Annotated in this window: 17 protein-coding genes; 9 read left to right on the forward strand and 8 right to left on the reverse strand. The window is 29.6% G+C overall.

The window, feature by feature from the left end; translation table 11 throughout:
- Positions 1–45: 45 nt before the first annotated feature.
- From ACSIGC_RS03560 to hemA, 8 genes are all read right to left on the reverse strand, one after another.
- A complete protein-coding gene (locus ACSIGC_RS03560; RefSeq protein ID WP_442266788.1) occupies positions 46–774 on the reverse strand; it encodes an EI24 domain-containing protein in 729 nt (242 codons plus the stop codon).
- A gap of 68 nt (positions 775–842) precedes the next feature.
- Positions 843–1,442, reverse strand: a complete 600-nt coding sequence (locus ACSIGC_RS03565; protein WP_442266789.1) for a TlpA family protein disulfide reductase — start codon at positions 1,440–1,442, stop codon at positions 843–845.
- Positions 1,443–1,468: 26 nt separating this feature from the next.
- Entirely contained in the window at positions 1,469–2,494 is a 1,026-nt protein-coding gene (gene hemE, locus ACSIGC_RS03570) for a uroporphyrinogen decarboxylase (protein WP_442266790.1), read from the reverse strand.
- A gap of 1 nt (position 2,495) precedes the next feature.
- Positions 2,496–2,960, reverse strand: a complete 465-nt coding sequence (locus ACSIGC_RS03575; RefSeq protein ID WP_442266791.1) for a protease complex subunit PrcB family protein — start codon at positions 2,958–2,960, stop codon at positions 2,496–2,498.
- An 11-nt stretch (positions 2,961–2,971) separates the two neighbouring features.
- Positions 2,972–4,261, reverse strand: coding sequence for a glutamate-1-semialdehyde 2,1-aminomutase (gene hemL, locus ACSIGC_RS03580; RefSeq protein ID WP_442266792.1), 1,290 nt, complete (start codon positions 4,259–4,261; stop codon positions 2,972–2,974).
- 211 nt (positions 4,262–4,472) lie between these two features.
- The gene (gene hemB, locus ACSIGC_RS03585; RefSeq protein WP_442266793.1) at positions 4,473–5,456 is read right to left on the reverse strand and encodes a porphobilinogen synthase; all 984 of its coding nucleotides are present in this window, start codon (positions 5,454–5,456) and stop codon (positions 4,473–4,475) included.
- Between the two features lie 3 nt (positions 5,457–5,459).
- A complete protein-coding gene (gene hemC / locus ACSIGC_RS03590; RefSeq protein WP_442266794.1) occupies positions 5,460–7,046 on the reverse strand; it encodes a hydroxymethylbilane synthase in 1,587 nt (528 codons plus the stop codon).
- On the reverse strand, positions 7,030–8,298 hold the full coding sequence (hemA, locus tag ACSIGC_RS03595) for a glutamyl-tRNA reductase (protein WP_442266795.1): 1,269 nt from the start codon (positions 8,296–8,298) through the stop codon (positions 7,030–7,032). Before hemA ends, hemC begins: the two co-directional genes overlap by 17 nt.
- Positions 8,299–8,510: 212 nt before the next feature.
- On the opposite strand from hemA, the gene ACSIGC_RS03600 reads away from it, so the two are divergent.
- The 9 genes from ACSIGC_RS03600 to ACSIGC_RS03640 all read left to right on the forward strand — a co-directional run bounded on the left by ACSIGC_RS03600 (position 8,511) and on the right by ACSIGC_RS03640 (position 14,526).
- The gene (locus ACSIGC_RS03600; protein WP_299627932.1) at positions 8,511–9,392 is read left to right on the forward strand and encodes a helix-turn-helix transcriptional regulator; all 882 of its coding nucleotides are present in this window, start codon (positions 8,511–8,513) and stop codon (positions 9,390–9,392) included.
- Between the two features lie 2 nt (positions 9,393–9,394).
- Positions 9,395–10,237 carry an alpha/beta hydrolase family protein gene (locus ACSIGC_RS03605; RefSeq protein WP_442266796.1) on the forward strand — a complete coding sequence of 281 codons (843 nt, stop codon included), beginning with the start codon at positions 9,395–9,397 and terminating at the stop codon, positions 10,235–10,237.
- Positions 10,238–10,741, forward strand: a complete 504-nt coding sequence (locus ACSIGC_RS03610) for a TrmH family RNA methyltransferase (protein ID WP_442266797.1) — start codon at positions 10,238–10,240, stop codon at positions 10,739–10,741. It abuts the gene before it with no gap.
- Entirely contained in the window at positions 10,738–11,376 is a 639-nt protein-coding gene (locus ACSIGC_RS03615; protein ID WP_442266798.1) for a hypothetical protein, read from the forward strand. The genes ACSIGC_RS03610 and ACSIGC_RS03615 overlap by 4 nt, the downstream gene beginning before the upstream one ends.
- 10 nt (positions 11,377–11,386) lie before the next feature.
- On the forward strand, positions 11,387–12,406 hold the full coding sequence (hemH, locus tag ACSIGC_RS03620; protein ID WP_442266799.1) for a ferrochelatase: 1,020 nt from the start codon (positions 11,387–11,389) through the stop codon (positions 12,404–12,406).
- 3 nt (positions 12,407–12,409) lie between these two features.
- The gene (locus tag ACSIGC_RS03625; RefSeq protein ID WP_442266800.1) at positions 12,410–13,006 is read left to right on the forward strand and encodes a CopD family protein; all 597 of its coding nucleotides are present in this window, start codon (positions 12,410–12,412) and stop codon (positions 13,004–13,006) included.
- A 46-nt stretch (positions 13,007–13,052) separates the two neighbouring features.
- Positions 13,053–13,487 carry a lipocalin family protein gene (locus ACSIGC_RS03630; RefSeq protein ID WP_442266801.1) on the forward strand — a complete coding sequence of 145 codons (435 nt, stop codon included), beginning with the start codon at positions 13,053–13,055 and terminating at the stop codon, positions 13,485–13,487.
- Between the two features lie 12 nt (positions 13,488–13,499).
- Entirely contained in the window at positions 13,500–13,862 is a 363-nt protein-coding gene (locus ACSIGC_RS03635) for a lipocalin family protein (protein ID WP_442266802.1), read from the forward strand.
- Between the two features lie 91 nt (positions 13,863–13,953).
- The gene (locus ACSIGC_RS03640; RefSeq protein WP_442266803.1) at positions 13,954–14,526 is read left to right on the forward strand and encodes a Crp/Fnr family transcriptional regulator; all 573 of its coding nucleotides are present in this window, start codon (positions 13,954–13,956) and stop codon (positions 14,524–14,526) included.
- The last annotated feature ends 67 nt before the right edge of the window (positions 14,527–14,593 follow it).

Genomic DNA, 14,593 nt, shown 5'->3' on the forward strand with positions numbered 1-14,593 from the left:
TCTGTTAAATATTGAAAGACAAAAATACTGATAATAGTATATTAATTACTGTATTTTTTTCATGGTTTCTGTAGTTGCAGCTGTTACTGAAAAAGGTAATACTAATACAACTCCAATAATTGGAATTAAAAGAAATAAAATAAAGATTATTCCATTTCCAATAGCTGTACCTTTATTCTTTTTTACAAATTTTATACTATCTCTGTATTTATAATGACGTTCTAATGTGTAATCCATATTTCCAAAGCCAGCATAATAAGCTTGGACTAAAAACAATGCTATAGAAGAAAAAATACCGATTAAAGGAATAAATCCTAAAATGATAATTAGTAGTGTTAATAATAACTCTCTTCCTAAATTTCTTAAACTAACTCGAATACCTCTAGCTAATGATTCTGAGAATGTGCTTTTTGTATGTTGATGTTTCTTTCCATAAAAATGTTCTTCAATTTTGAGAGAAACTGGACTCATAAATGGAGAAGATAACGCTAAAACAATGTGCTTATATAAAATTAAACCAATCGCAACTATAGCAATTCCGCTTAAAAAATTCCCTATGGTTGTAAAAGTTTCTTTTCCAAATTCCCAAGGCCACAACTTAGCAATATAATATCCTAAATTATCAGAAAAGAAATAAGAAAAAGATCCTATTATTAATGCTGTGATAACACTAATTACTACTGGAATTAGAAAATATTTCCACAAATTCAATTTTTTGATGATGGCAAGAGCATCGAAATATGCTTTAATAGCGTTTATAGTTGATTGTATCATAGCTAAAAAATTAAAAAACCTCTTTCAAAATTAAGAAAGAGGTTTTAAATATTGTGAGTATTTAACTACTAATTTAGTACTTGACTAATAAAAGCTTCTAATTCAGAAACATTTGTTGCTGTTGCTTCATCTTTACTTACAGTTTTAGTAGGAATTGCGGCTCCTCTTTTAACATCAATAAATTTTTTAGTCTTGTCAATTAAATAAGCTGTTGGATAATCTAATTTATGTATAAAACCACTAATATCTAAATTACCTTTTTCAACTTTATCAGCATCTCCAGCAGGAACTAAAACAATTCTTTTGTCTAATTTTTCTTGTATTCTTCCTAATTTATCTTTCTTGTCCCAAAAAATCATTAGAAATTCAACTTTATCATTATATTTTTCTACCATTTGATTTAAAGCTGGAATCTGTCCAAAACAAGGAGCAGACCATGTCGCTGCAGCAATAAGTACTATAGGTTTTTTAATTTCTTTTGTACTTATCACTTTATCTTCGTTAGTAGTAAAGTCGTAGTTTAACAAATAACTATCTTTTATACATTTATTGATTAGTTCGTCTGAAGATTTATCTGCACAACTATTTACCGCTTGATTGTAGTATTTTTTTTGTGCAAAAACACTAGACGTAATTATAATCAATACTAAAGTTACTAATCTTTTCATGGGAATCTCGATTAATTTTAATTTTATTATGGTTTGTATTCTTTCACTGCATCAACAAATGCTTTTGCGTTTTCTAGAGGAATATTAGGTAAAATCCCGTGCCCTAAGTTAACAATATATTTATCCTTTCCAAAATTGTTGATCATTTCTGTTACCATTTTTTTTATTTCATTTGGTGGAGAAAGTAATCTAGAAGGGTCAAAATTACCTTGTAAAGTAATATTTCCCCCTGTTAAATATCTTGCATTTCTTGCGGAACAAGTCCAATCTATCCCTAATGCAGAAGCTCCTGATTTTGACATTTCGTTAAGTGCAAACCAACATCCTTTACCAAATGCAATTACTGGAACCTCATCTTTTAACGCTTCAATTATGTCATTAATGTATTGCCATGAAAATTCTTGATAATCTACAGGAGATAACATTCCTCCCCAAGAATCAAAAACTTGTACAGCATTTACACCTGCCTTTACCTTTGCTTTTAAATATGCAATTGTGGTCTCTGTTATCTTCCTAAGCAATTCGTGTGCCAAAACTGGTTGAGTGAAACAAAATTCCTTAGCTTTATCAAAATTTTTAGACCCTTGTCCTTGTACCATATAACATAAAATTGTCCAAGGAGAGCCGGCAAAACCTATTAATGGAATTTCATTATTTAACTTTTCTTTAGTTGCTTTAATTGCATCCATGACATAACCTAGTTCCTCATTTACATCAGGAATAATTACCTGATCTAAACTTTTTTTATCACGAATTGGGTTTGGTAAATATGGGCCAAAATTAGGTTTCATTTCAACTTCAACATTCATTGCTTGAGGTACTACAAGAATATCTGAAAACAAAATTGCAGCATCCATACCATACCTACGAATTGGCTGTACAGTTATTTCTGAAGCTAATTCAGGAGTTCTACAACGTGTAAAGAAATCGTATTTTTCACGAATTTCCATAAACTCTGGTAAATATCTACCTGCTTGTCTCATCATCCAAACTGGTGGTCTATCTACTGTTTCTCCTTTTAAAGCTCTTAAAAATAAATCGTTTTTTATCATATTATTTCTCGACAAAAATTATATTCTTGTCTGTTTTATTAATTGTAACTATATGTATTGGTTGTGTAATTGCCATACCTACCATATCTGTTGGTTTAGGTCCATTACTACTAATTACAATTTCTAAAGTTTTATTTTTCTCTAAAACTTCATTGATTTTAATCGTAAAACCTGTAGTATTCCTTACATTATCTATGGCAACAATTACATTTTTTCTAGAAAAATCTATATTTGTTTCAAATCCTTCTGAAATATTATTTGCTGAGTTTAACTTTAACAAAAAAGATTCCCAATCTTTAATTGACTGAATAACAATGTTTTCTTTTTTAAATCCTTCACTCCCTGCTCCAGTTAAAGTTCCCTCATACAGGTTTGTCATAACTTGTTGTTTTTCTATATTATTATTCACTTTTGTAGAACAAGATAAGTATATAAAGAAAGATAATATTAAACTCAATAATTTCATGATTCGTTTTTTTACATTTCTGAAACTGCTTTTAATGCGTTGTCTAACGCTTTCTTAGTTTTACTAATATTCTTTTCAGTTAAAGCACTAGATAAGAACCAAGCTTCGAACTGAGATGGAGGTAAAAATATTCCGTTTTTTATCATCTCCCAGAAAAATACAGCAAACTTTTTAGTATCAGAAGTTTGTGCTTCTTCAAAATTAGTAACTTTTTTATTAGTAAAAAAAGGATTCATCATAGAACCAAATCTATTCACCGTAACATCTACTCCATATTTTTGAGCTGATGATAAAATCGTTTCTTCTATTTCTGCTCCGACTGCATCAAATTGCTTGTACGGATTTTGCTTTTTTAATGTTGATAAAGTAGCAATACCTCCAACCATAGCAATTGGATTACCACTTAATGTTCCTGCTTGATACATTCCTCCTAATGGAGCTACATTTTCCATAATCTCGTTTCTAGCTCCGTAAGCTCCAACTGGAAAACCTCCACCGATAACTTTACCTAAACACGTAATATCTGCTTCTACTCCTAAAACTTCTTGAGCTCCACCAAATGTAGAACGGAAACCTGTCATTACCTCATCAGCAATAAGTAAAGCTCCGTTTTTATTAGCTAATTCTTTTAAATCTTTTAAGAAGTTATTTTGAGGAATTACAACTCCCATATTTCCTCCTACAGGTTCAATAATTACTCCAGCTATATCATCATGCTTTTCGAAATGTGCTTTAACACTTTCTAAATCATTATAATTTGCGATTAAAGTATTTTTTACTGCTCCTTCTGGAACACCTTTACTACCTGGTAAACTTAAAGTTGCTAAACCAGAACCTGCTGCAACTAATAACGAATCTTGGTGACCATGGTAACAACCAGAAAACTTAATAATCTTATCTTTTCCTGTATAAGCTCTAGCTAAACGAATTCCACTTAAAACAGCTTCTGTACCGGAGTTTACAAAACGAACCTTATCCATTCCTGGAAAAGCATCACAAACTATTTTAGCTAGTTTAATTTCATTTTCTGTTGAAGCTCCAAAAGAATATCCGTTTTTTAAAGCCTTAGTTACAGCTTTTTGTACTTTCTTATGACGATGACCTAAAATCATTGGTCCGTAAGACAACACATAATCGATGTAAGAGTTTCCATCTACATCGATAATTTTACTTCCTTTAGCTTTATCTATAAAAAGTGGATTTCCACCAACAGAAGCGAATGCTCTAACTGGTGAATTTACTGCTCCAACTAAATTAACTAAACCTTTATTATATAGTTTTTGTGATTTTTTGAATTTCATTAAACTTTGAGTTTTTTTATAAAATATCTGTAAGAAATAACATTAAGAATGATCAACAATAAAATTCCTATTACTGAAACTTTTAACCATAACAGGATATCATGTACACCTGGAAATAAGAATTTTACAATACTTTCACTAAAAAGGATGTAAATTATTGATAACAATATAAATGTTAAAAAATGATATGTTATTAATTTAATCTTCAATTTTATTTTCTTTCTAAAAGAATTTTAGCAACTTCTTTAGCAAAATAGGTTAAGATAATATCTGCTCCTGCTCTTTTAATACTTAATAAGCTTTCTAACATTACTTTCTCACCATCTAACCAACCTTTTTCTGCTGCTGCTTTAAGCATTGCATACTCTCCACTTACATTGTAAGCTGTGATTGGCACATCGTAGTTATCTTTTAGTAACTTGATAATATCTAAATATGCTAAAGCTGGTTTTACCATAATCATATCTGCTCCTTCTTGAATATCTAAATCTGCTTCTATTAAAGCTTCACTAGTATTAGCAGGATTCATTTGATATGTTTTTTTGTCTCCGAACTTTGGAGCCGAATCTAATGCATCTCTAAACGGACCGTAGAAAGCACTTGCATATTTTGCTGTGTACGACATTATAGAAACTTGTGTATATCCAGCTTCATCTAAAACATTTCTAATATATCCTATACGACCATCCATCATATCAGATGGACCTAAAATATCTGCACCAGCTTTTGCTTGTGCAAGAGCCATTTTTCCTAAAATCTCTAAAGTTTCATCGTTAAGAATTTCTCCGTCCTCAACAATTCCATCGTGACCATCACTTGAATATGGATCCATAGCAATGTCCGTCATTAAAGCAATTTCAGGAAACTTAGATTTGATTTCTTTTAATGCCGTATTATATAAACTCTCAGGGTTATATCCTTCAGTTGCATATTTATCTTTTTTGTCATCTCCTAATGAAGGAAATACACAGAATCCTTTAATTCCTAAATCTACACACTCTTGAATTTCTCCTAAAAGTAAATCCAACGAATAGCGATAAATACCAGGCATAGAAACAATTTCTTCTTTCTTTCCTGAACCTTCAATAAGAAATACAGGATAAATAAAGTCGTTTACAGATAAGATAGTTTCTTCTACCATAGCTCTTATTGCTGCAGACTTACGATTTCTTCTTGGTCTTCTTGTATTTAACATATACTAACTCTTTACGAAGTGTAAATTCACTAATTCTAAAATACTTTCTACTGTTGGAACTTTGGCAACTTGTACCTCTTCAAAGTATTTAGATGCTTCTTTTGCTGTAGTTTCTCCAATACAAAAAGCGATTTTATCTCCTTTATTCTCTTGCATGTAGCTTTCTACAGTAGAAGGACTGTAAAATAACACTCCGTTTACTGTTTCATCTACTTTAGCTGGACTATACATTGTTTTGTACGCCTCTATTTCATTAACAGTAATATTATTTTCTGATAAAACTGTTGGTAAAGTATCTAAACGTAAATCGCTACAGAAATAAGTTACGGTTTGTCCAGATAATTCTTCAGATAAATAAGCTGCTAATTTTTTAGCATTTCTTTCTGAATTTTTAACCTTACCTATTTTCTGCTCTATTAATTTCTTTGTTCTTCTACCTACACAGTAGATATTTTTAAACTGTAATTCTTCTCTTGTAAAATTATGAAGTAACGCTTCTACTCCATTTTTACTTGTAATAATTACATGTTCTAATTCTTGTTTAACTAATTTAGGAGCAATTCTATTAAATCTAATTTTGATAAAGTCGCTATCCTCAACTTTTATAGATTCTGCAAGAAGATCTTTTTGTGCTTCAGAAAGTGCCTTTGTAGAATAAATTGAAAAATCTTTATTTACAACAACATCTTCACTCATTAAATCTTTCCCGCCTCTATCTAAAATATAGTTTGCACAATCTTTGGCTAAATATTTTCTTTTGATTAAAGGAACAGTTCTTTGGACTTCTATTTTTTTCTTTCCGTCTCTACTTAATAAGATTCCTTTGAATTCTATTTCTTTATTTACCTCATCAATTCTTGCAAAACCTCCGATTGGTGCAGTACAACCTCCTTCTAATCTATTTAAGAATTCACGCTCAATAGCTGTACAGATCTCAGTATCCTTATGATTTAAATAAGAACATGCTTCTCTGATATCTTCGTTTTCTTCTAAAGCAGTAATCATTATTGCTCCTTGAGCTGGAGCAGGGATCATCCAAGATAAATTAACAGCACCTTTTGGTCTTTTTCCAATACGTTCTAATCCTGCTGCTGCAAAGATAGCTCCGTTCCAATCGTTATCTTTAACCTTTTGTAAACGTGTATTTACATTACCTCTTAAATCTTCTACGCTATGCGTTGGATAACGATCTAACCATTGAGCTTTTCTTCTTAAGCTACTAGTAGCAATAACTCCTTTCGGTTGTGCTAAAAACTCTTCATTGTCTTTTAGTACTAAGATATCGTTATGATTTGCTCTTTTTAAAACCGCAGCTTGTACAATTCCTTCTGGTAAAACTGTAGGAACATCTTTCATAGAGTGAACAGCAATATCAATTTCATAATTCAACATTGCGATATCTAAATTCTTAGTAAAGATTCCTGTAATTCCTAATTCGTATAACGGTTTATCTAAAATAATGTCCCCTGTAGATTTAATAGGAACTATTTCTGACTGATAACCTTCTTGGTGAAGTAATTTTTGAACTTTTTTAGCTTGCCATAGTGCTAATTCACTATCTCGAGTACCAATTCTAATTATTTTTTGCATCTATTGTTTCTAAATTTGTGCCAAACACTTTTGCCATAACTTGAATACTTTGATTAACAGATGTATTCTCTTCTTTTAAGTGTTTTACAAATTGTGTAGTAATTTTCTGTATAAATCTTGATGTGATCGCTTCTGCTTGATCAATATCAAAGTTAGATATTTTCTTTTTATGAAAGTTTATCTCGTCTTGCTGAATTGCTTCTAGAGATTGTTTTAAAGCATTAATTGCTGGTGTAAAACGACGGTGATTTAACCACTCGTTAAACTCTTGTTTGTGCTCACTTATAATTGCTTCTGCAACTGGCACTTCTTGTTTTCTTACAGTTAAAGTTTCATCTGTAACTTTAGATAATTCATCGACATTAATTAATGTTACATTATCTAATTGCTTTACTTCTTCACTAACATTTGCCGGTACAGATAAATCTAAAACTAATAAATTTTTACCAGAAGTAATATTTTCTTTAGTGATTGTAGCTATTGACGCTCCTGTAGAAACAATTAAAATATCTGTATTTTCTATTTCAGATGTTAAATTATCTAATTTAGCTTTTTTAATAAAGTCGTAATCTTTAATAAACTCATCAACTTTCTCCTCTGTTCTATTAACTAAAGTTACTTGTTTGTTTTGAGTATACTGCGCTAAATTTTTACACGTATGTTTTCCCATTTTTCCTAAACCATAAACCAAAATGTTTTTTGAATTATAATCTGGAAGATTTTTGATTAAATATTGAACTGCTGCATACGATACCGATGTTGTACCTGAACTTAACTTTGTTTCGTTTTTAACTCGTTTACTCGATTGTAATACTAAATTAATTAAACGTTCTATGTAAGCATTAATAGTTCCAACTTCTTTGGCTTGCTTAACTGCCATTTTTAACTGACCAACTATTTCGTAATCACCTAAAATCTGACTTTCTAAACCAGTCCCCATTCTGAATAAATGGTTCACTGCTTCTTGATTTTGTTGAATTGTAGAAATACTTCTAAACTCTTCTACAGTACCTTGAGAATATTTACATAACAACTCTATAAGTAAACAAGGCCTCGGTGCAAATCCAGAAATTTCTGTTCTATTACAAGTAGATAACACAAAAATTCCATCGAACCCCATTGATTTTGCCTCTTCTAATAACGAAATTTGATCTTCTTTTGATAAAGAAAATTTTCCTCTCGTTTTTGCATCTGCTTTAACATAGCTTACACCAATATTGTAAAAATTTTTGTGCTTTGTATTCGTCAACATTCAATAAATATCTAAAATCCCGACAAAAATAGAAACTTACTTTAGATAAAAGTATCGCCAAAAGAACTTAAAATGTCGATTTTTGTCTTTATCGTTATTTTTTTCGTAAAACACCTGATTTTCTTTATTTTTGCAGTAAAATCAATGTTTACAAGTTTTTTTATATAGAATCATTCTAAATAAAAATGTTTTATTCTTAAACTTAATATCGTTTGAAAAATATCGCTGAAAGTACTTTTAATGAAACCAATCTTGAAAACGGTTTTCTACTCTTAGAATTCATAAATGATTCTATGGAAACACAACGTTTTGAGAGAGATATAGATAATTCTTTTATCCAATTACACTTTTCAATTCATGGGAATTCTAAGTTTCACTTTAATGGAGGCACTTATACTTTAGATGTTTTAGAAGAACATTCTATTCTATTGTATAACCCGCAACAACGATTACCGCTTAATCTTGAAATTAAACCTAAAAGTGCTTTAGTATCTTTATTAGTATCAATTGAAAAGTTTCATTCTTTATTTTCTACAGAAGCAGGTTATATTCCTTTTTTAAGTGAAGAAAATAAGAATAGGAAATATTATGATGATTCAATTATTAAACCCACAGTACTTATAGTTTTAAAGCAATTGATTAATGCTAATGTGAATAGTTCTATTCGAAACTTATATATAAAGGGAAAGATTTATGAACTTTTAAGTTTACACTTTCAAAAAGACGAATCTATCGAAGGAGAATATTGTCCGTTTTTAGTAGATGAAAGAGACGTTTCTAAAATTAGAAAAGCAAAAGATATTATTATCTCTCGTATGGCTGAACCGCCAACTTTACAAGAACTTTCTAATGAAATAGGTTTAAATCTTAAAAAATTGAAAGAAGGTTTTAAACAAGTTTATGGAGATACTGTTTATAGTTTTTTATTCGATTATAAAATGGAACATGCAAGAAAACTATTAGAAAGTAATCGCTATAATGTAAACGAAGTGGGGTTACAAGTTGGTTATAGCACCGCAAGTCATTTTATTGCTGCTTTTAAGAAGAAATTCGGTACCACTCCGAAGCAATATGTGTTATCTCTCAATTCTTAATTATGGAAGTTTTTGAAATAACAACTCCGCTTGGTCACGCTATAAGTCTTACTGAATTCTCTAGCAAATCGAATAAAAACAAAGTTGTTTTGATATGTTCTGCAACTGGAGTTTTACAAGGATACTATCAGAAATTTGCCTCATTTTTAAGCTCTAAAGGAATTACTGCATATACATTCGATTATGCTGGAATTGGAGCTTCTAAAAAAGACAACTTAAAAGCTTTTGATATTTCTCTTACCAATTGGGCGATTAACGACATTAATAGTGTCTTACATTATATCAAAGAAAAACATCCAGAAGCTAAGATAGATTGTGTTTGCCATAGTATAGGCGGACAAATCTTAGGATTAACTCCGGCTAACAAATACATTAATAATGTAGTTTTAGTAGCTAGTCAATCTGGTTATTTTAAACATTGGAAAGGTTTTGGTAGGCTTCAAATGTATTTTAACTGGCATGTTATTTTTCCAGTTTTTACGACTGTATTTGGATATTTACCAAGCAAAAAAATAACAGGAATGGAAAATCTTCCGAAGTCAATGGCACAAGAATTTGCAAGCTGGGGACGCAAGAAAGATTATTTATTTCATTACAAGAAAAAAGAAGAATTATATCATCATCAAATAAAAGGTAAAGTCACATCTTACAGTACAGACAATGATACTTTTGCTCCTAAAAAAGCAATTGATTGGATGACTAAAAAATACTTTAATGCAGAAATTATCCGTAAACATTTAACTCCAAAAAACTATAACGTTGATAACATTGGACACTTTGGATTCTTTAAATCGAAATTTAAAGATAATTTATGGAATGAGTTCTTATTAGATTTAGAAATTTAAATGAAACAACTGACACATTACGAAATAGAAAATAAAACAAAAGAGTTTCCTATAACGATAGTTTGCGATGCCATTAGAACACCAGAAAATATAGGAATGTGTTTTAGAATCGCAGAAAGTTTTGGTGTACAACAAATTTATTTGCACGAAAGTTCACCAGCTTTAAACAATAGAATTGTAAAAAAAACAGCACGAAATACAATTCAACAGATTCATAATGAAACCTATTCAGATTTTTCTGAGTTAATCGCACAATTAAAAAAAGAAGGAAATACAATTGTTGGTATCGAAATAACTGATAAAAGCATAAATATTCAAGATTTTGATTTTAAAAATCATGAAAAATTGGTTTTACTTTTGGGTAGCGAACGAAATGGTATAGAACATATTGATTTGGTAGATGCAACTATCTCTATCCCAATGTTTGGAAGAAATTCTAGCATGAATGTTATTCATAGTTTAGCTATTACTTTATATGAAGTTACTAATCAATTGAATGAATGAGAGAAGTTTTCAAAAGTAGATTAACTAAAATGATAAAAAGAGTTTTTTACATTTTGATTTTAGTATTTATTCCTTTAAAAATACAATCACAAGATTTAATTAAAGGGCAATTATTTATTTCTGAAAGTTTCAAAAATCGTTTTCCAAAAGTACATGTGTCAATAGAAGGTTTTACACAACGAAAATTAGTAGATCAAAATGGTTTTTTTGGACTCAAAACAGAAAAGGAACAAGATGAATATCTTATGAATTTTGAGATTAATGAAACTGTCTTTAAAACCTATATTTATAAAGATATTTGGAGGAAGAGAAAAAGACCTAAACGCATTTCTTTATCTAAAAAATGTATTATAGGTAGACAAAAAGCTTTACAAGATCAAAAGAAAAACGACCAAAAATTATATGTATTTCAAACAGAGAAATTATCTCCAGAAGATTTAGATGTTCAATTAGAATACAATTTTACTTATGTTATAGTAAACATGGACGAGATACATAATTTTTATTGTTATAAAAAGTATAATGATAGAATATTTAAATGTCTTGTGTTAAGCAAAGATGTTTCAAAATATATAATAAATAAAAATACAATTGGATTAGATGAGGCCAAAATAAGCGGACCTTGTCTCAGATAAATTATAAAGAATGAAAGGAGTATTATTAGTAAACTTAGGATCTCCAGATAGTACAGATCCAAAAGATGTAAAACGATATTTAGGAGAGTTTTTAATGGATGAACGTGTGATTGATTTTCCGTATTGGTTTCGTTCGTTCTTAGTTAAAGGAATCATTTTAAATACGCGTCCGAAAAAATCTGCTGCTGCATATAAAAAGATTTGGTGGGAAGAAGGTTCGCCTTTAATTGTACTTTCTGAACGTTTACAAGAAAAAGTACAAGCTAAAACAGATCTTCCTATAGCTTTAGCAATGCGTTATGGAAACCCTTCAATCAAGCAAGGATTACAAAAATTACATGATAAAGGAGTTACAGATGTACTTTTAGTTCCTCTGTATCCACAATTTGCTATGGCAACTACTGAAACCATTTTGGTATTAGCTGAAGAATTAAGAAAAGAACATTTTCCTAATATGACATTGACCAACCTTCCTTCTTTTTACAATAAAAAAGAGTACATCAGTGCATTATCAAATAGTATAAAAGATTATTTATCTGATAAAGATTACGATCATATTTTGTTCTCTTATCATGGAGTTCCAGAAAGACATATTCGTAAATCAGACATTACTAAATCACATTGTAAAATTGATGGAAGTTGTTGTAATACACAATCTGCTGCGCATAACTATTGTTACCGTCATCAATGTTTTCAAACCACCAAAAATGTTATTACTGAATTAGGTTTAGATGAAAACAATGTTACAACTACTTTCCAATCTCGATTAGGAGTTGATCCGTGGTTACAACCTTATACTGATAGAACAATTATTAAAAAAGCCGAAAAAGACGGTATTAAAAAATTAGCAATTGTAACTCCTGCTTTTGTTTCAGACTGTTTAGAAACTTTGGAAGAAATCGCCATGGAAGGTAAAGAAGAATTTGAAGAAGCTGGCGGTGAAGAATTCTACACTGTTCCTTGTTTAAATGATAATGAAGAATGGGTAGATGCGTTAGCAAAATGGATTCATGAATTTGAAAAAAAATAAATTATGAGCTTTGAATATTTAAAATCTCTTCACATAATTTTTGTAGTCACATGGTTTGCAGGACTATTCTATATAGTTCGTCTTTTTATATATCATTCAGAAGCTGAAAAAAAAGACGAACCTGCAAAAAAAATACTGCAAGATCAATATAAATTAATGGAGAAAAGACTTTGGTATATTATCACCTGGCCTTCAGCTATTTTAGCTAGTGTTTTTGCTTTTTGGATGCTAATAGAAAATCCTGGCTTTTTATACGCTTCGTGGATGCATGTTAAATTATCATTTGTTTTAGCTCTTTATTTTTATCATGCTGCTTGTCATGTAATTTTTAAACAACTTCAAAAAGATATTATAAAATATAATTCATTCAAATTAAGAATTTGGAATGAAGTTGCTACAATAATTCTTTTTGCTGTAGTATTTTTAGTAGTATTAAAAAACGCAATTAATTGGATTTGGGGTGTTATAGGAATTGTATTAGTTTCAATACTTTTAATGCTAAGTGTAAAATTATACAAAAGAATCAGGAATAAAAAAAGTTGGGATAAATACGAAAAAGAGCTTATTGAAAACAATAAAAAAACAGAAGATACAGTTTAAAAATAAATACCTATATTTCGTGAAAATTTTAAAAAATCCCCTTATTATGAAAAAAATTATTATTCTTTCATTAACTTTTTTATGTCTAATTTCTTGTTCTTCTAATGATTCTGAAATGGTAGATCCTGATAACGGAAATGGAGTTATAACAGACAATAATGGAGGTGATAATGAAACAAAAGATCCTATAATTGGTACTTGGTCTTTATTTTTAAGTACAGATGGTGTAGAAGTAGATAATTGTTTAAAAAAGACGACATTTATTTTTAATGAAGATAATTCGTATAATCAAATAGAATTCAACACTGTAAACAATAATTGCGATGAAATCTTAAACGTTACAGGTGAATGGACAAGTAAAAACAACAATGTTTATGAATTAAGAAGAGATGGTTATACTTCTGGTCCTGATGTTAGCTTCGAATTTTCAGATGACGGTAAAACTATGATTGTAGTTCGTCAAACTTATAAGAGACAATAAAATATTAAAAAAATGAATAAATTTATTTGCGCTTTATTTTTTTTAGCCCTTTTTAGTTCGTGCTCAGGTGATTCTAATGAAGAAAATATTAATGACCTAATTATTGGAACATGGAATTTATTCTCAGTAGATGGCACAGAAGTTACAGATTGTGAAAAGCAATCAACTATTACTTTTAACTCAAATAAAACCACATCTTCTGAAACTTTTCAAGATTTGAACGGAACATGTATTTCAATTAGAGGTGAAAACACATGGGAAAATAAAGGTGATGATTTATACAATTTTAACAATATAGAATCAAAAATTGAGTTTTCTGACGAGAATAAAACTTTTAGAATTGTCAGTGGAAATACAGTTTACAAAAAACAATAAATAAAAAAAGAGAGTGTTAAATCACTCTCTTTTTTTATAAAATTATAATATTTTACGCATAGTAGTCGCTGGTAGTAATTAAAAACAAACGATGTATCAATCATTAAAGAACACATTTGAGGAAATCTTAAAGATATCTAACGAAGATTGGGAAATATTTAAATTGATACTTGAAACAAAAAAATTAAAGAAAAAGGAATATTTATTAAAGCAAGGTCAAATCTGTCAGGGTATTTTCTTTTTATCCAAAGGTTTAATCCGAACTTTTCACATAAATAATGACGGAAAAGAGATTAATACTTCGTTTTATTTACAAAATGACTTTCTCCGAGAAATTGAAAGTATGACTAATAATATTCCTTCTGTAAAAAATATTCAGGCAATAGAAGACAGTACAGTTTTTTACATCGATAAAGACAAACTGACAAAACTTTATGAAAAGTCAGTCTTTTACCAAAAAATGGGAAGAATGATATTGGAAAAACTAATTATTAGCGAACAAAAATACTCATCGCTTCAAATTAGCCATTCACCGAAAGAAAGGTATTTATATATTCTTGAAAACAATCCAGAATTAGTTAAGCGTATTCCACTTCAATATTTAGCATCATACTTGGGAATAAGTAGAGAATCTTTAAGTAGAATTCGGAAAAGAATTTCATAAATTATTTTGTGACTAACGTCAAAAGAAATGAAAATTATTCATCGTTTCTTTGTCGAGGACATAAAAA

The organism is Tenacibaculum aquaeponti (assembly GCF_052084715.1).
Lineage (GTDB): Bacteria > Bacteroidota > Bacteroidia > Flavobacteriales > Flavobacteriaceae > Polaribacter.